The sequence below is a fragment of the uncultured Campylobacter sp. genome (genome assembly GCF_947255105.1).
In the GTDB taxonomy this organism is placed as follows: Bacteria; Campylobacterota; Campylobacteria; order Campylobacterales; family Campylobacteraceae; genus Campylobacter_B.
The window spans coordinates 1-17,266 of record NZ_CAMYFP010000016.1 but is presented as its reverse complement, the minus strand read 5'-3'; the positions used below and the strand labels follow the sequence as shown (position 1 = coordinate 17,266).

Sequence of the window (17,266 nt, the reverse complement as noted above, 5' to 3'; positions counted from 1 at the left end):
TGATTGCTGATTGCTGATTGCTGATTGCTGATTGCTGATTGCTGATTGCTGATTGAATTTATAAAAATCACATAAAACCTTTTTATCAAAAAGAACATCTATTTCATCTTTTTCTATTATGTTGTTAAAAAATAGCTCTTTTGTTTTTACATCTTCTTTATCGCAAGAACCTTGCAAAACGCAGTCTTTAAAAGGAAAGTCTAATACAACTTTTTCATTTGATTTTAAAAATTTATTATCACTAGAAAGACCTATCTTATTTAAAAATCTAGTATAACCTAAGCCTTTTAATTCAGTATCCAAAAAAGTTACAAACTCATCTTTATTAAATATCAATGCTCCACTTTTTGCTATAAAAAATCTTTTTTTATACTCATCTTTATATGGTGAGAGCTCAAGTAGGTAACTAAGTAGCTTTTCATCGTTTGTGATTGCTAAATTTTGAGCTTGTAAAATCGTTTCAAATTTGGTTTTGATATCGTCTAGTAGTTTTTGGCTAATCTGCATAATTTTCCCCTATTTTGTAGTTTTAGTGCAAAAATTATAGCAACAATAAAATATATTTAAGCTGATTTGGTGGAAGTGTGCGGGATCGAACCGCAGTCCAAAAGCAAAACACCATAGCGTCTACATGTTTAGCAGAGGTGAAAAACTTCATCTACAAAAAACTCACCTCTCAAAGCTTATTTATAGACTAAGATTAAATTTCACTAAAAGGCTCATCAGACCCTCTAGCTACACTATTTGGAATTACTCGCTAGTTAGCTTAAATAGTATCGGCTAAAAGCAAGGCTCAACTGAACCTACGCTACTTTTGCGTAAGCAGGAGCGAATTTAACGTTGTTTGCGTTTAAATTTATTTTGAGCTATTAACGCTACTCAGGCGACATGCAACTAAGATGACTCTACTCCTGTCGAAACCAAGTCACTCCCATAAAAATAAGTTTATAAGGCTATCATTTTTTGCTAGAAAAGTCAAGATTGTGCTGCACTAGCTACAAAACTAAAATTTGGCTAAAATGACTATTTAAATTTAAAAAGTCTGTCTCTTTGCAAAAAGATAGGTTAAGCGATTTGTAATCTATCTGTGTTAGTATAACAGAAATTTTTACCGAGGAAAAAATGCTAAAAAAGATAAAAACAACAGATATAATTGCTATGAAAAATCATCAAAAAATAGTTATGATAACTGCATATGACGCGCTCTTTGCGAAGCTTTTTGATGAAGAGGTTGAGATAATTTTGGTTGGCGATAGTCTTAATATGAGCTTTAATGGTATGAGTGACACTTTAAGCCTTAGTTTGGACGCTACCATATATCACTCAAAAGCTGTAAAAAATGGTATCAATCACGCTTTAGTTGTCGCAGATATCCCTTTTGGATATATTTTTGATGAAAAAAGCGCACTTGAGAGCTGTAGCAAAGTGATAAAAGAAAGCGGCGCTGATGCTGTCAAGATAGAGGGCGGAAAAGAATTTGCTAGCATCATAAAAGCACTTTGCTCTGTAGGTATCGCTGTAATGGGACATATCGGACTTAAACCGCAACTTGTTAGAAGAGATGGAGGCTATAAGATAGCAAGAGATCTAAACTCTATTATAGAGGACGCTATTGCGCTAGAAAGAGCCGGCGTTTTTGCAATAGTGCTAGAAGCCACACTTAGCGATATTGCCAAGGAGGTTGCATCAAGAGTAGATGTTCCAGTTATCGGTATAGGAAGTGGCACAAATGTCGATGGGCAGGTGCTTGTGTGGTCTGATATGCTTGGATTTTGCGAGGATTTTAAGCCAAAGTTTGTAAAGCGCTATTTAGATGGCGCACAACTTGTAAAAGATGCTGTAAATTTGTATGCCAAAGAGGTAAGAGAGGGAACTTTCCCAGATGAAGAATTTCAATATAAATAAAGGTTGGCTAATGAGAAAATTATTGCTATTTGTGTTGGTTTGTGTTGGCTTGAATGGTTATGATCAAGCTGAGTTAGAGTTTCAAGAGGGACTAAACTCATTTCAAAAAGATGAGTATGAAAAAAGCTTTGAGATATGGCAAAAACTTTGTGCTAGCAATCATCACAAAAGCTGCACAAATTTGGCATTTATGTATGAAAATGGTTACGGAGTAAAGCAGGACTTAAAAGTAGCTATTGATACTTATAAAAAGGCTTGCGAGCTTCAAAGTCAGACAAGCTGCTCTATAGTTGGTGGTTTTTACTACAGAGGCGAGGGAGTTAGCAAGGATTTGGACTCTGCAAGAGAGTATTTTCTCAAGGCTTGCACTCTTGAAGATGGGTTTGGTTGTGTAAATTTGGGCTATATCTATGAAAATGGCGAGGGGGTTAAGAGAGATTATAAAAAGGCTGTCGGCTACTATGAGCAGGGCTGTTCTTTGAAACAAGCGCAAAGTTGTACCAACCTTGGCACAATGTATGCAAATGGCTTTGGTGTCAAGCTTGACTTTAAAAAAGCAGAAGAGTTTTTTATGATAGGTTGTGATCTTGGCGATAAAAAAGGTTGCGACTATGAAAAAATCATAAGAGATGATGAGTTTAAAAACAACCATCTCAAGGACAATCTAGGCATAATGGACTACTTAAGAGAGCATAGCTCAATATAAGAGAAAAGATGGAAAGAATAGTAGAAGTTGAAAAGATAGTTTTTGATAGTGACTATGAGGTAAGCCTTAGACCTAACAATTTTGATGACTATGTTGGTCAGACAAAGATAAAGGAAAATTTAAAGATTTTCATAGAGGCAGCAAAAATGCGTGGTGAGACTCTAGATCATGTGCTTTTTTATGGTCCTCCTGGTCTTGGAAAGACAACTCTTGCTCACATCATCTCAAATGAGATGAAAGCAAGTATTAAGATTACCTCTGCGCCGATGATAGAAAAAACAGGCGATTTGGCTGCTATTTTGACAAATTTACAAGAGGGAGATGTCCTTTTTATAGATGAAATTCATCGCTTAAGCCCTGCTATAGAAGAGGTTCTTTACTCGGCGATGGAGGACTTTAGGCTAGATATCATCATAGGAAGTGGTCCTGCAGCACAAACTATAAAGATAGATATACCGAAATTTACACTAATTGGCGCAACAACTAGAGCAGGAATGATAAGCGCGCCACTTAGAGATAGATTTGGTATCTCTTTTAGACTTGAGTTTTACAACAAAGAGGAGCTTTCAATCATAGTAAAAAAAGCGGCTCTAAAACTTGAGCGAGAGTGCAATAGTGACGCTGGACTAGAGATTGCAAAAAGAAGTCGTGGAACTCCACGTATAGCCTTGAGACTGCTTAAGCGTATAAGGGATTTTGCCGATGTCAATCATGAAAAAACTATCTCACTAAAAAGAGCTTCAAATGCCCTTAATAGCCTTGGAGTAAATGAACTTGGATTTGATGAGATGGATATAAGATACCTTGATATACTGCTAGAGCAAAACTCAAGACCAATTGGGCTTAGCACGATAGCAGCGGCTCTTAGCGAAGATGAGGGGACTATAGAAGATGTCATTGAGCCATATCTTTTGGCAAATGGCTATATAGAAAAGACTTCCAAAGGGCGAATTTTAAGAGATAGAGGCTATAAAGTCTTTGGCAAAAAACAAGATATGGGGCTTTTTAATGAAGAATAGCAAACTTTTTTTTATCTGTTGCATACTATTTTTGATGAGTTGGGTTATCTACCTTTTTAAGCCATTTTGGCTTACGATGATGACTGGATTTTTGCTCTCTATTGCAACTTCTGTGCTCTATGGAAAGATACTCAAATTTACCAACAACAAAGAGCTTTTATCATCTTTCATCATCACTCTTGGGCTTTGCTTGCTCTTTCTCATCCCGCTTATTTACGCTGTTACAAAAGCTGCAATCTACATAGCAACGATAGATTTTGGCACTGGACCATATGCAAAAACTATCTCTTTTATACAAAATTTTGAGTTAAATTTACCAAGCAAACTCTCTTTTATCGAAGTTAGAGCAAAAGAGACCCTAGCAAGTATAGATCTAACTAGTTTAAGCAAAAGCGTGGTCTCTTATATCTCCAAATTTGGAAAGAGTGGTGCAAACTTTGTTGTTGATATGCTTTTGATAGTTGTTTTTTACTTTTTTGCCAACTACTATGGACAAAAAATGTCAAATATTATCAAAGAGCAAGCACCGATGGATAGCAAACAGATAGACTATATATTAAGCGAAGTGACAAATACCATGAGCGTTGTCTTTTACTCTACCATCTCAAGTGCGGTGTTGCAAGGCTTTTTGTTTGGAGTAATAGCTACTATTTTTGGATATGACGGAGTTTTGATGGGAATACTCTATGCCTTTGCCTCGCTCATTCCAGTGGTTGGCGGTGCTGTAGTTTTTGTGCCGGTTGTGCTTTTTGAGTTGGCAAATGGCAATATAGCAAGTGCAATAATAATTTTGGCATATACCATTATCATCATCTCCATAGTTGCAGACAACTTTTTAAAGCCGCTTATCATTAAATTTATCAGCTCAAAGATAGTAACAAGCGCGTCAAATATCAATGAGATAGTGATATTTTTTGCAATGCTTGCTGGAATGACTACTTTTGGTTTTTGGGGGATCATACTTGGTCCTGCAATTGTCACTCTTTTTGTAGCTCTTTTAAAATCTTATAAGATATTTAATCTCTAAATTTTAGCTTTGCAAGTCAAGTTTAGAGAGCTTTAAATGCAAAGATAAGCGCTGCTATTTTGAAATTTAGCTTTTATAAAAGAGCTTTTTAAATTTATAAATAGAACTTTGGTATTGTTTTAAATTTGGTTTGTGTGTAGGGATTAAAAGAATTTGACGCTATAAAAGCGTCAAATTTGATTATTTTTGGGAAGCTAGTTTTCTTCTCATGTAGGCTATTTTGCTTTGCAATGGTAGATGTTTTGGACAATAATCCTCACATCCCATAAGTGACATACAGCCAAATACGCCATCATCATCGCCTACTAACTCATAGAAGTCTTCATCTGTTCTCTCATCTAAAGAGTCGATTTTAAATCTAGCAATTCTATTTAGTCCAACTGGTCCTACAAAATCTTTTCGCATAATTGCAGTTCCGCAAGATGCTACGCAGATTCCGCACTCGATACATCTATCAAGCTCAAAAGTCTCTTGTGCAACTTTAGGCTCAACTTTTTCTTCAATCTTACTAATATCTGTAGTTTTTGTTGTATGTATCCAGCTCTCAACTCTTTTGCTCATATTATTCATCCACTCACCTGTATTTACACTCAAATCTTTAATAAGCTTAAAGACAGGTAGAGGCATAAGCTCTATAACGCCATCTGGATAGTTTTTTGTAAGAGTTCTACATGCAAGTTTAGGCTCTCCATTTACAAGCATTGAGCAACTACCGCAAATTCCCGCTCTACAAACAAAGTCAAAACTAAGACCTGGGTCAAATTTCTCTCTTATAACATTTAGTGCTATAAAAAGAGTCATTCCGTCAGTCTCTTCTATCTCATATGTAGCAAAGTGAGGCTTGCTAACTTTGCTTAGTGGGTTATATTTAAATGCTTTTATAGTTATTTTTCTACTCATTACCAACTCCTACTCTCTCGTTTGGTGCTTTATATTTTGGTTGCAACTCATAATGCATTAACGCATCTTGAATCTCATATCTACCTTTGCCCTCTTTTTTCATTCTCTCAACTATCTCATCAACCTCTTTTTGGCGAACTGCGCTATCTGGGTGCTCTATAATATTTCCTTTTGCGCCATATCCTCTAAATGCAGGTGGAATCTCCATCTTCATAATATCAAGTGGCTCATACTCTATAGTTGGCTTTGTAGCGCCATTTTTCCAGCTTGTTAGAGTTCTATTTAGCCAGTGCGCGTCATCTCTTTTTGGATAGTCTTCTCTATAATGAGCTCCTCTACTTTCAGTTCTGTTAAGCGCTCCATAAGCTACACATAAAGCAAGTTTTAACATCTTTGGTACACGATAAGCCTCTTCAAATTCGGCATTTCCAAAGCTCTCTTTATTTCTAAGCTTGATATCATTTGATTTTTTATAAAGCTCTTCAAGCTCATCAACAGCTTTTTGAAGTCCCTCGCCTGTCCTAAAGATAGCAACATGTTCCCACATGATATCTTGCATTCTGTTTTTAATTTCATAGATGTTATTTTTACCATCTTTTTCAAGAAGAGATTTAAGATAATTTTGTTGCTCAGTCATAAATTTCTCTATAACTTCACTCTTAATATCCACATTGTTATTTTGGCAATACTCAGCAAAATAATCACCGACTATCATACCAGCTACAACTGTCTCAGCAACTGAGTTTCCACCTAGTCTGTTAAAGCCGTGCATATCCCAACATGCCGCCTCACCTGCGCTAAATAGACCATGAAGCGTTGGACTTTCACCCTTTGGAGTAGTTCTAATACCACCCATTGAGTAGTGTTGCATTGGAAGTATTGGCGCCCAACCTTTTCCTATGCCATTTTCATCAAGCTCGGTATCTGCTGGATCTATTCCATTAAATACTTGACAAATCTCTTGAACATCTCTTAAATTTGTCTCGATATGCTCTCTTCCCAAGATGCTAATATCTAGCCAAACGTGCTCTCCATATGGACTCTTTACACCTTTACCTTTTCTAATGTGCTCCATAATTCTTCTTGAAACAACGTCACGGCTTGCTAGCTCTTTTTTCTCAGGCTCATAATCAGGCATAAATCTATGACCATCAACATCTCTTAAGATTCCACCATCTCCTCTACAACCCTCTGTTAGAAGTATGCCACTTGGGACTATTGGAGTTGGGTGAAATTGAACAGCTTCCATATTTCCAAGTCTTGCAACACCTGTTTCTAGTGCTGTAGCGATACCGACACCATCACATATAACAGCATTTGTTGTGTGCTTGTAAATTCTTCCATATCCTCCAGTTGCTATAAGAGTTCCTCTTGCAACATAGGCTTTTAACTCTCCAGTTATCAAATCTCTTACAATTGCACCATAACAGCGATTGTTTTCATGTATCAAAGCTATTGCCTCATGGCGATCGTGTATCATAACATCGTGTTTTAGTGCCTCATTTGCAACACCAAAAAGCATTGTATGTCCAGTAGCATCAGCGGTATAGCAAGTTCTCCACTTTTTAGTTCCACCAAAATCTCTAGAGTGAATTAGTCCATGCACTTCATCTTTTTCGTTGATTGTAGTTCTTTTTGCATTGATGATAGCACTTCTCTCGCCTTTAGTTATCCTAGTCCAAGGAACACCCCATGAAGCAAGCTCGCGAATAGCTTTTGGAGCTGTTTGACAAAACATTCTAGCAACCTCTTGATCGCAACCCCAATCACTTCCCTTTACAGTATCTTCAAAATGGACATTTTCATTATCGCCCTCACTCATCTTTGAGTTTCCAAGGCTTGCTTGCATACCACCTTGAGCAGCTGCTGAGTGGCTTCTCTTTACAGGACAAATGCTAAGAACTATAGTGCTTAGTCCCTTTTCTGCTGTTGCAACAGCAGCTCTAAGTCCTGCAAGTCCTCCACCAATAACTAAACTATCACAGTAAATTACATTCATAAATTCTCTCCTAACCCAAACTTATCCATTTAAAGTCAGCAATCACTGACACCAAAAAGAAAAATCCCCAAACAGCAAAAATGACATTTCTTACTTTTTTTCTAAAATTTTTCGCCTCTTCTGAGTGTCCATCTATGCTTATCCACTTTACATAGAGCCTATACATTCCAATAGCTGCATGAACTACTGTAAATACCAAAAGGACAAAATAGAAAAGGTGCAAGTCGGCAAATCTAGCTATAGAGGCATCAGCTGTAACTCTATCGCCACAAATTATTGTGATTAGGTGAGCACTTGCAAAAAAGAAGAGTAAAAAACCAGTTAAGAATTGAAACCACCAAAGTGTTGTATCAAAGTGTTTAATCCTTACTTTATGGGCTTTAAAAGCTCTGTATGCTTTGTAGTTTGCAGGAAACTTTCTCATTGCAAAAAAAGCATGGATAACAAAAGCAACAAAAATAACAGCGGCAACTAAATTTGTAATCCACCAAAGCCCAAAAGGCTCTGCAAATTTAACAACGCCGTTAAATGCTCCTTTACCACAAAGAATTGTCCCTGTAAAAATCATATGACAGATCATAAAACAGGCCAAAATCAAACCCGTGATACTTTGCCACCTATCTTGAAAAGCAGGTATTCTACTTTTCTTACCATCGACTGTTTTACCTAAAAAACCTTCTATGCGTGCAATCATTCTCGCTCCTTAAGAAAATATTAAATTGATTATATAGCAAACTTAATAAATTTTAACTAAAGAAAAATTTAACTCTATCTTTATAATTTTCTATTTTGTAACAAAAAATAGAGAAAAATACTACAAACAAACATTGCAAAAGATAAAATTTGTCCCATACTAAGTCCAAAGAAAAGATAGCCTATCTGAACATCTGGCTCCCTAAATATCTCACTTATATACCTAAATGCTGAGTAGAGCATGGCATAAAGCGCAAGTAGCTCTCCATCAAATCTTTTAAATTTTCTATAGATAAACAGGATTAAAAATATAACAAATCCCTCCAAAAATGCCTCATAGAGCTGGCTTGGATGACGAAGTGCTCCATCTGTATAAATTCCCCAAAAATACTCTGTTGGCTTTCCAATAAGCTCTTTGTTTAAAAAATTGCCAACTCTTCCAAAGATGTAGCCAAGCGGAATGCAGAGTGCCACTAAATCTAAAAGTAGCCAAATGTTGGTTTTATATCTTTGGTTATACAAAAAAGTTGCAATCACAAAACCAACAATTGCACCATGATAGCTCATACCGCTAATTCCTACAAACTCGCCGCCATAAAAGGGGTTAAAAATCTGCCAAGGGTGAGTTAGATAGTAAAATTGTTGCTTAGAATAGACCAAGATGTAGCCAACTCTAGCGCCAATTATAATGCCTATCTCAACCCAGATAAAATAGCTCTCAAGAGCCGTTTTGCTAAATGGATAGCGATCTTTTTTGGAGATATAAAATGCACTATAAAGTGCCACCAAAAGCGCCAAAACATACATAATGCCATACCAATGAACCTTTAGACCAAATATGCTAAATGCAACAGGATCAAAATGGCTATAGATATTGTTCCAAAAACTCATCTTCCCAAACTTATCTCTAGCATATTACAGAAGTCCAAAAAGAGCCATCCGATTGCCTTATAATAGTCACTTTGTGCATGAGTTTTTATCTCAAAACCAAGCGCTTTTGCCGATAGCAGGAGTTTGTCGTTGGTAAAATTTATAAGTAAATTATGACTTTTCTCATCTCTGTCAAGTTTGATTGCAGATGTTAAAAACAGAAGTAAATTTGAAATATGTGTTGATGAAAGCTCATCAAATGCCGTCTGGTAGCGATGTTTCAAAAAAAACTCATCCATATCACTTCTATAAAGCAGCATAAAATATGTAAGATCAAAAAATTTATTTAGCTCAAAAAAGTCGCGATTAATCTTTGTAATATCGCTATTTTTAATGCAACTTTGCCAAAGTTCCCTGCCCTTTTTGTTTTCCAAGGTTTCATTTTGCAAAAGCCAATTTGGGCTTAACTTGCTAAAATCCTCTTTGTTAATACTTTGTTTGAAATTTGAAGCAAAGATTAGTGACAAAACAGAATAAATTTCGCCGATGGTCATAAATATCCTTTTTGACTAAATTTAGCTCTAAATTTATACTTTTTATACTTAAAAGTAGTATAAATTTAAATAAATTTGAGTTAGAGCAAATTTGGCTTATGATCATTTTTTATCACTTTTTTGAAATATTTTTTCCACAGGAGCATTTATTAAGTTTTGCTTAATTATTCTTAAATTATAATATCAAAAATAGAAATAACAAATTAATACCAATTCATTCAGAAAGGATATTATTATGAAGAGGTTATTTATTGTGTTTTTTTCTATCGTCTTTGCTATCTGCCTTAACGCAAATACGCTAGAAGAGATTCAAAAAAGCGGTGAGATAAGGATTGGAGTTAGATTAAACTATCCTCCTTTTAGTAAATTTGATGGTGATGATTTTTCAGGTTTTGAAGTCGAACTTGCAAAAGCCATAGCAAAGATAATTGCCCCAAAAGCCCAAATCAAACTAGTTGGCGTCAATGCAAAGGATAGAATTCCTTTTCTGAATGACAACAAGATTGATATGGCAGTTGCACAGTTTGCAGTAAGTCCAAAAAGACAAAAACATGTTGATTTTTCTATACCTTACTTTGCTCTTTATATCGCCTTAGTTGCCAACAAAACCGACCAAATCAAAAAGCTATCACAAGTAAGTGGCAAAAAAGTTTTGGCAGTGCCTGGAACTGGCTCAAGAAGTTATGTAGAGAAAAATGTCAATGCCCAGATAGTTGATTGTGAAAATATGATGGCCTGTTTTACAAAGCTACAAAACAATGAAGCTATTGGCTACTTTCACTCTATCTTTGCTGTTGCTGCTATACCTATCATGGATAATAAATTTGAAATTGCCATCAAGGCTGTAGGACCAGCTGACTTTATAGCTGTTGGCGTCAATAAGGGCAACGCAGAACTTAGAAAAGCGATAGATAATGCTATTATTCAACTTAGCAAAGAGGGCTTTTTTAAAGAGGCTTATGAAAAGACTCTAAATGCCTACTACAAGGGAACTCTTGATAAAAAACTCTTTTTACTAGACGATCTTTATAACTTCTTTTCAGAAGATAATTAGACAACTCTAAAGTCTAAATAGCTACTTTAAATTTCAATAAGATAAATTTAAAGTAGCACTACGAACAAAAGAGCACAAAGTTAAATTTCTCATTTTTCTAGATACTTTTTTCTGAAATTCCCACTTCTTGTCATTGTGAAAGATTTTTCATAAAAAAACAAAAGCACAACAGAAACTCCAACAGTCAAGGCAAAAACCACAGAAACAGTGATAAAGCCATTTGTAAAAAACTCTATCAAATAGTGAGATTTTTGCGCTTCATCGTTTGATTTGATAAAGTTAAAGACAGAAAGAATTGTTTTATAAGCCTGAAACCCCGGAATCATCGGCAAAAGTGCAGGAAAAGAGAGAACTTCTATCGGAACTTTTAGCTTTCTTGCAAAAAAAATGGCACAAAATCCAATAAACAAAGAGCCCATAAAAGTAGCCATAGTGATATTGAAAATGCCAAATTTAATAAGCATAAGTCTTGAAGCATATCCAAGTCCGCCCAAAATCGCACAGTAAAATAGTATCCTTTTTGGCGGATTGTTTGCATAAGAGAAGCCAAGTCCAGCAATAATTGCAAAAATAACATCTATAAAAAATTCACTCATAAACTCACCATATGCGCGATTGTTAAGGTTATATAGATCCCTATACTCATACAAATTATCAAAATTGTTGCATTTACAGCGCGGCTCACACCGACAAGAACATTTTTATCCAATATATCAAACATCGAATTTAGCAAAACAATGCCTGGAAAAAGATATAAGATACTAGAACTAATGGCTGCCTCTGGCGTATTGCTTAGCCCAAAATTAAAAGATAGATAGGCCACGAATGACGATAAAAAGGCACAAATGATATAGGTAACTCTTAGATCAAATTTCTGTTTTTGAAGAAAATATCTCAGACTAACACCTAAAATTGTCCCACAAACAACAAAAACAATCGCCCAAACATCACCACCAAAAAGCTTACAAAAGGCTCCAAAAGCGGCGCTTGTCACAACAACAGAGAGGCTAAATTTAGGATCTTTTGATTTTAAAATTATCTCATAAATTTTCCTTGTCTCATCAAAACTCAAATTTTCATCTTTAACAGCCCAAGAAAGTGCAGAAAGCTCAGAAACCATACCTAAATTTACACTATGAGCCGTTGTTTCTTTGACAATTGTGCGTCTATTTTTATAATCATCAATTTGAGCCACAGTTATTGTGATTGTTTTTAAAAGGACAAAGATAGAAACATCATAACCAAAGCTTTGCGCTACTCTTTTTACGCATCTTTTTACCCTTGCATTGTGGCTGCCAACGCTTATCAAAGTATCTGCATAACTTGCTAAAAAATTGATTAAATCAACAATATCTGGCTTCATTTGAGTCTGCTATCTTAAATTTGAAATAAATTTGGCAAAGCTCTTTTTGAAAGGTTCTATTCTTTAAATTTGATCTTTCAAAAAGAGTTGAAGCTAAAAAACTTATTAACCTGTTTTTTTGATAAAACATCACTATTTTAAAACCTACTTTGCTTGGGACTTGACATTGTCTTTAAAAATTTGCAAATTGTAGCCAAATTTAAAAGCTTTTATACCATTTTTGGCTAGAAAAAAGTTGTTAAATTTCACTTTAAAAACTACTCATCATTGCAATCTTAAATTTCAATATCTAAAGAAATTTAAAGCCCTATTGCCTATCTTTGCTAAAAAATCTAGAAATCTTAGCATTTAACTTAAACCACTCTTTTAGCTCCAACAGTGGATAGCCCGCATAGAGTTTGTTTCCATCTAAATTTTTACTAACTCCGCCTCTTGCTGCAATCTGAGCAAAGTCTCCAATGCTAATATGGCCTTTTGTGCCACTTTGTCCGCCCATAACAACATTACGCCCAAGAATAGAGCTTCCAGCAAGTCCAACTTGTGAGACTAATATGCAGTTTTCACCAAGCTCGCAGTTATGCCCAACTTGCACTAAGTTGTCTATCTTTGTCCCTTTTTTGATGATAGTTGAGCCAAAAACAGCTCTATCGATAGTTGTGCAAGCGCCAATCTCAACATCATCTTCTAAAACAACATTGCCATTGTGATAAATCTTAATATGTCGTCCAAGCTCATCATGTGCATATCCAAAGCCATCGCTTCCTATGACTGAGTTTGCCAACAGGTGACAACGATCGCCTATAATGGAGTCTCTATAGATAACTACATTTGGATGGATAATACAATCGCTACCTATAGTTACACTATCGCCTATAACTACACCAGGCATTATAGTTGTATTTTCTTTTATAGTTACATTTTTGCCAATGACTGCACCTTCCATGATAGTTACTGATGTGGCAATATGGTTTTTGCCCTTTTCATCAAAATATGGCTTTGAAAAGTATCTACTAAGTTTTGCAAAAGCAAGATGAGGGTTGGCACAAATCAAAGCAATAGCGCCTTTTGGCAAAAATTCCGCCAGCTCTTTTTGGATAAGCACAGCGCTAGCTTTAGTCTTTTTTAAAAAGTCCTTATGCCCTACTCCATCACAATAACTAATCTGTCCCTCTGTTGCCATATCAAGGCTATTTATGGCACTTATCTCCATCTCTTTACTACACTCAATACCCAATATCTTTGCAATTTTACTAAGTTTCATCACATCTCCAATACTACAGATCCGCTTCTTACAATGTCTATCGGATTGTATTTTTTCATAGTTTTTATAAAGCCATCAATTCTACTTGCATCATCACAAGCCATCACCATAAGCACCAAACCATCGCTATTTGCAATGTTTCCGTTGTATGACTTAAGGACCGCGTCAAGTCCTGCTAAATCTTGAGTAAGTGGTATCTTTACCAAAGCCATCTCTTTTTCTATAAAATTGGCCTCTTCAATTACTTTATATATCGGTATTAGTTTGTGAAGTTGCTTTACAATCTGCTCTAGGACCTTTTTATTGCCATTTGTAACTATGCTCACTCTTGAGTATTTGGTTTCTGGTATGGGGGCGACTGTAAGAGTGTCTATATTGTAGCCTCTTCCTGCAAAAAGCCCTGAGATACGAGCCAAAACTCCATCTTCGTTTAGCACTATTACTGAGATTAGTCTTCTTATATTTTCCATACTTCACCTCTATTTAAGTATCATGTTAAAAAGTGCTCCACCAGCTGGTACCATAGGAATGACATTTTCCATTCTATCAATCCTAACATCCAAAATACAGCACTTCTTAGACTCTAAACTCTTCTTCAATGCACTTCTAAACTCATCTTTGCTCTTTACTACAAAACCAAGTGCCCCAAAACCATCGGCAATCTTTGCAAAATTTGGCTGTTTGCTAAGATCTGTTAGTGAGTATCTCTTCTCATAAAAAAGAGTTTGCCACTGACGAACCATGCCTAAATAGTTGTTATTCAAAATGATATTTATCACAGGTGCGTCGTATTCAACGGCAGTTTGAAGCTCTTGTATATTCATAAGAATTGAGCCATCTCCTGTGAAATTTATAACTGGTAGCTCTTTTTTTGCAAATTTAGCTCCAATTGCAGCAGGAAATCCATATCCCATCGTGCCAAGTCCGCCACTTGTAAGTAGAGTGCGTGGCTTTGAAAATGGATAAAATTGTGCCACCCACATCTGATGTTGTCCAACATCAGTTGAGATAACTGCCTCTTTGCCTACTATTTTGGCTGTCTCTTCTATGACCCATTGTGGTTTTAAAACTTCATCACTATCTTCATAGCTCAAAGGATAGACTCTATCGTAGTTTTTAATGATCTCTTGCCAAGCTAAATAGCTGTTTTTTGAGATATTTAACTCTCTTACTCTCTTTAGTAGTTCGCCCATTACCCACTTTAAATCGCCAACTACAGGATAGTGAGCCTCAACTATCTTTGAGATAGAGCTAGGATCGACATCAATATGAACTATTTTTGCATTTTTGCCAAATTCACTAAGTTTGCCAGTCACTCTATCGTCAAATCTTGCACCGCAAGAGATGATAAGATCTGCCTCGCTCATCGCCATATTTGCTGCATATTTTCCATGCATACCGACCATTCCAAGATGATTTGGCGCTGTTTTTGGTATAACTCCAAGAGCCATAAGAGTTGCAACATTTGGTATGCCAGTTTGCTCTACAAACTCATTCAAAACTGCACTTGCCTCTGAAGAGATAGCTCCACCACCAATGTAAAGAAGCGGTTTTTTGCACTCAAGCAACAACTCTGAGATCTTTTTTATCTGTTTGGCATTGCCTTTTAGAGTTGGTTTATAGGTCTCCATTGAGATAGTTTGAGGATAGTCAAACTCGCCAATAGCCGCGGTAATATCCTTTGGTATGTCGATATGGACAGGGCCTGGGCGACCACTTCTTGCTAGATAAAAGGCCTCTTTTAAGATACGTGGCAACTCTTTGATATCTTTTACTAAGTAGTTGTGCTTAACACAGGGTCTTGAGATACCTATTGCATCTATCTCTTGAAAGGCGTCAGTTCCTATAAGTGAAGTTGCAACTTGACCGCTAATTAGAACCATTGGAATTGAGTCTAAATAAGCTGTTGCAAGTCCGGTTATGGTATTGGTAAAGCCAGGACCACTAGTTACAATGGCAACTCCAACCTTGCCACTTGCTCTAGCATAGCCGTCAGCTGCGTGAGTTGCAGCTTGTTCGTGGCGTACAAGAATGGTTTTGAAGTAGTTTTGCTTGTAAATTTCGTCAAATATATTTAAAGCTGCTCCGCCTGGATAGCCAAAAACAGTCTCTATCCCTTCGTTTTTGATAGCCTCCATAATCATCTCAGAACCATTTAATAGTCGCATAAAAAACCTTTAAATAAAATTTTTTAATTATATCAATTTAAATTCACTCTATGCTTAATATTGCAGATATCAAGCCATCATCTCATAAATTTAAATTTCTAACAGCTAAATATAGGTCGGTGCATCATTAGAAAAGATGATAAGATCGCCACTTTTTGTCTTTTTAGCCAGAGTATCAACTAGCTCTTTTTTATCATGCAAAACTATAAGCTCCTTTGTAATAAGGCTTTTGAAAAGCTCTCTATTTAGCTCGCCCGTTACAATAACTAGATCAAAAACCTCATCTATTTTTTTTATCAAAGCTCTATTTTGTTCGATAGTCGCCTCAACAATGCCCGGAGTTACAATGACCTTTCTTCCCGCAAAAGTGCTTACCAACTCATAACTTGCAACCATTCCACTTAAGTTGCCATTAAAACTATCATCAATGATAATCTTACCGCCACTCTCAATCTTTTCAAGGCGGTGAGCTGGATTGGTTAGCTTTTTTACTCTTTTTTCTATCTCTTGCATATCAACGCCAAGATATCTAGCAACTTCTATAGCAACTGCTAGATTGTAAGCATTAAATTTACCCAAAAGCGGACTTTCAAACTCATAAATTTGCTTGCCATCTCTAAATTTAAAGCTAAGTCCATCAAGAGTTGAGCTTACATCTAAGAGTTTTTTATCGTAAAAATCAACATCACTTTTCTCTGTAGTGCTATGTAAAAAAGCCTTTTTGAGTCTAGGCGAAAGGAGCGCTTCTAGCTTTGTTTGGCGGATATTTTGGATAGTTTTAAAATACTCAATATGCTGTTTGCCAATCTCACCAACAATTACAATATGTGGTCTTAAAAAGTGAGTTATCTCTGCAATATCGCCTCTTTGTCTAGCGCCAGCCTCTGCTATATAAATTTCTCTATCAAATGCCAACTCTTCGTTGATATCTTTGATAAGCCCATTTAGCGTATTGACACTTCGTGGAGTCTTATAAACTTTAAAGTCATCTTTCAAAATCTCATAGATATAGTTTTTGATGCTAGTCTTTCCAAAGCTTGCGGTGATTTCTATGATTTTTAGGTTGGGCATTGAGTTTAGTTTGGATAGTGCCTTTTTTTTAAATAAAGCCAATCTATACTTTTCAAAAGAGTAGCTTATAAAAAATGTTACCATAAGTGGCAAAAATAGTGGTAAAACTGCACTCTGTCCTATCTTGGAGAGTATCAAAATATCTATAAATGCTGTTACTAAAAGTAGTATTACAAAAAAACTTTTAACTCTATATGTAAAGACTAGCCTCTTATCAAGAGTTTTTTGCCAAAGAAAAAGTGCCACCATAAGGCAAACAACAATCAAAACAAAGAGCTTTGGATAGAAAGTGATGGTCAAAAAGTAACAAACAACTGGAAAGATAAAAAAATAAAGATGCCACTGTGGCTTGGTGTAGTGCAGGATAATGCGACTAAAACGATATGAGAAAAATTGCAAGCTAGTTATCAAATAATATCCGATAAGTAGCACAAAAATAAGATGTAAAAGAAGATAACTCACTCTTTTTTCTCCTTTATCTTATCTAGCAATTTACTTAGTTTATAGTTGTAAATTTCGCTAAATTTAAAGTGCTCTTCATCGCCAATCTCAACTTTTAAGCCATCTATTGTGACTTGGTTGCTGTTTGGGTTATCTTCTGTTGTAGGCGACTTTGCCACCTCTTCTACTCTATCTTCTACTCTATCTTCTACTCTATCTTCTACTCTATCTTCTA

Annotated in this window: 18 protein-coding genes and 1 other RNA gene; 5 read left to right on the top strand and 14 right to left on the bottom strand. The window is 35.8% G+C overall.

From position 1 onward, the window contains the following. Together Q0X52_RS07275 and ssrA are read right to left on the bottom strand one after the other, a co-directional pair. The coding region (locus Q0X52_RS07275) for a site-specific DNA-methyltransferase (RefSeq protein ID WP_297576501.1) at positions 1-507 on the bottom strand (507 nt) is incomplete at its 3' end. Positions 508-574: 67 nt separating this feature from the next. Next, positions 575-933, bottom strand: a transfer-messenger RNA (tmRNA) gene (gene ssrA / locus Q0X52_RS07270). A 189-nt stretch (positions 934-1,122) separates the two neighbouring features. Between ssrA and panB the strand changes: the two genes are divergently transcribed. Genes panB through Q0X52_RS07250 form a run of 4 tightly spaced genes read left to right on the top strand, consistent with a single transcriptional unit; the run spans position 1,123 to position 4,657 of the window. Then, entirely contained in the window at positions 1,123-1,905 is a 783-nt protein-coding gene (gene panB, locus Q0X52_RS07265; protein WP_297576499.1) for a 3-methyl-2-oxobutanoate hydroxymethyltransferase, read from the top strand. A gap of 10 nt (positions 1,906-1,915) precedes the next feature. Continuing rightward, a complete protein-coding gene (locus Q0X52_RS07260) occupies positions 1,916-2,611 on the top strand; it encodes a tetratricopeptide repeat protein (protein WP_297576497.1) in 696 nt (231 codons plus the stop codon). Between the two features lie 8 nt (positions 2,612-2,619). Beyond that, a complete protein-coding gene (ruvB, locus tag Q0X52_RS07255) occupies positions 2,620-3,630 on the top strand; it encodes a Holliday junction branch migration DNA helicase RuvB (protein ID WP_297576495.1) in 1,011 nt (336 codons plus the stop codon). Further along, the gene (locus Q0X52_RS07250; RefSeq protein ID WP_297576493.1) at positions 3,620-4,657 is read left to right on the top strand and encodes an AI-2E family transporter; all 1,038 of its coding nucleotides are present in this window, start codon (positions 3,620-3,622) and stop codon (positions 4,655-4,657) included. Before ruvB ends, Q0X52_RS07250 begins: the two co-directional genes overlap by 11 nt. Before the next feature lie 180 nt (positions 4,658-4,837). On the opposite strand, the gene Q0X52_RS07245 is transcribed toward Q0X52_RS07250, so the two are convergent. The 5 genes from Q0X52_RS07245 to Q0X52_RS07225 form a co-directional block, all read right to left on the bottom strand. Then, complete coding sequence (locus tag Q0X52_RS07245; RefSeq protein WP_297576491.1) at positions 4,838-5,557, bottom strand: fumarate reductase iron-sulfur subunit; 720 nt, start codon at positions 5,555-5,557, stop codon at positions 4,838-4,840. Continuing rightward, positions 5,550-7,556, bottom strand: coding sequence for a fumarate reductase flavoprotein subunit (locus Q0X52_RS07240; RefSeq protein WP_297576486.1), 2,007 nt, complete (start codon positions 7,554-7,556; stop codon positions 5,550-5,552). The genes Q0X52_RS07245 and Q0X52_RS07240 overlap by 8 nt, the downstream gene beginning before the upstream one ends. A 10-nt stretch (positions 7,557-7,566) precedes the next feature. After that, positions 7,567-8,250 carry a fumarate reductase cytochrome b subunit gene (locus Q0X52_RS07235; RefSeq protein WP_297576484.1) on the bottom strand — a complete coding sequence of 228 codons (684 nt, stop codon included), beginning with the start codon at positions 8,248-8,250 and terminating at the stop codon, positions 7,567-7,569. Positions 8,251-8,330: 80 nt separating this feature from the next. Then, positions 8,331-9,140: a prolipoprotein diacylglyceryl transferase gene (gene lgt, locus Q0X52_RS07230; protein ID WP_297576482.1), complete on the bottom strand. Its 810-nt coding sequence runs from the start codon at positions 9,138-9,140 to the stop codon at positions 8,331-8,333. Then, a complete protein-coding gene (locus Q0X52_RS07225) occupies positions 9,137-9,673 on the bottom strand; it encodes a hypothetical protein (RefSeq protein WP_297576480.1) in 537 nt (178 codons plus the stop codon). The genes lgt and Q0X52_RS07225 overlap by 4 nt, the downstream gene beginning before the upstream one ends. Before the next feature lie 235 nt (positions 9,674-9,908). Here Q0X52_RS07225 and Q0X52_RS07220 point away from each other — a divergent pair, with 235 nt between their 5' ends. Further along, entirely contained in the window at positions 9,909-10,727 is an 819-nt protein-coding gene (locus tag Q0X52_RS07220; protein WP_297576479.1) for a transporter substrate-binding domain-containing protein, read from the top strand. A gap of 89 nt (positions 10,728-10,816) precedes the next feature. On the opposite strand, the gene Q0X52_RS07215 is transcribed toward Q0X52_RS07220, so the two are convergent. The 7 genes from Q0X52_RS07215 to Q0X52_RS07185 all read right to left on the bottom strand — a co-directional run. After that, on the bottom strand, positions 10,817-11,323 hold the full coding sequence (locus Q0X52_RS07215) for a threonine/serine exporter family protein (protein ID WP_297576472.1): 507 nt from the start codon (positions 11,321-11,323) through the stop codon (positions 10,817-10,819). After that, positions 11,320-12,090 (bottom strand): threonine/serine exporter ThrE family protein, encoded by a 771-nt coding sequence (locus Q0X52_RS07210; RefSeq protein ID WP_297576470.1) that lies wholly within the window; start codon positions 12,088-12,090, stop codon positions 11,320-11,322. Before Q0X52_RS07210 ends, Q0X52_RS07215 begins: the two co-directional genes overlap by 4 nt. Positions 12,091-12,397: 307 nt before the next feature. Beyond that, complete coding sequence (gene lpxD / locus Q0X52_RS07205) at positions 12,398-13,351, bottom strand: UDP-3-O-(3-hydroxymyristoyl)glucosamine N-acyltransferase (protein WP_297576468.1); 954 nt, start codon at positions 13,349-13,351, stop codon at positions 12,398-12,400. Beyond that, entirely contained in the window at positions 13,351-13,812 is a 462-nt protein-coding gene (gene ilvN / locus Q0X52_RS07200) for an acetolactate synthase small subunit (protein ID WP_297576503.1), read from the bottom strand. Before ilvN ends, lpxD begins: the two co-directional genes overlap by 1 nt. Before the next feature lie 18 nt (positions 13,813-13,830). Further along, positions 13,831-15,519, bottom strand: coding sequence for an acetolactate synthase large subunit (locus Q0X52_RS07195; protein ID WP_297576466.1), 1,689 nt, complete (start codon positions 15,517-15,519; stop codon positions 13,831-13,833). Between the two features lie 105 nt (positions 15,520-15,624). Then, positions 15,625-17,052 carry a UDP-N-acetylmuramoyl-tripeptide--D-alanyl-D-alanine ligase gene (locus tag Q0X52_RS07190; protein ID WP_297576464.1) on the bottom strand — a complete coding sequence of 476 codons (1,428 nt, stop codon included), beginning with the start codon at positions 17,050-17,052 and terminating at the stop codon, positions 15,625-15,627. Further along, on the bottom strand, positions 17,049-17,266 hold a 218-nt coding region (locus Q0X52_RS07185), incomplete at its 5' end, for a hypothetical protein (protein ID WP_297576460.1). The genes Q0X52_RS07185 and Q0X52_RS07190, both read right to left, overlap by 4 nt.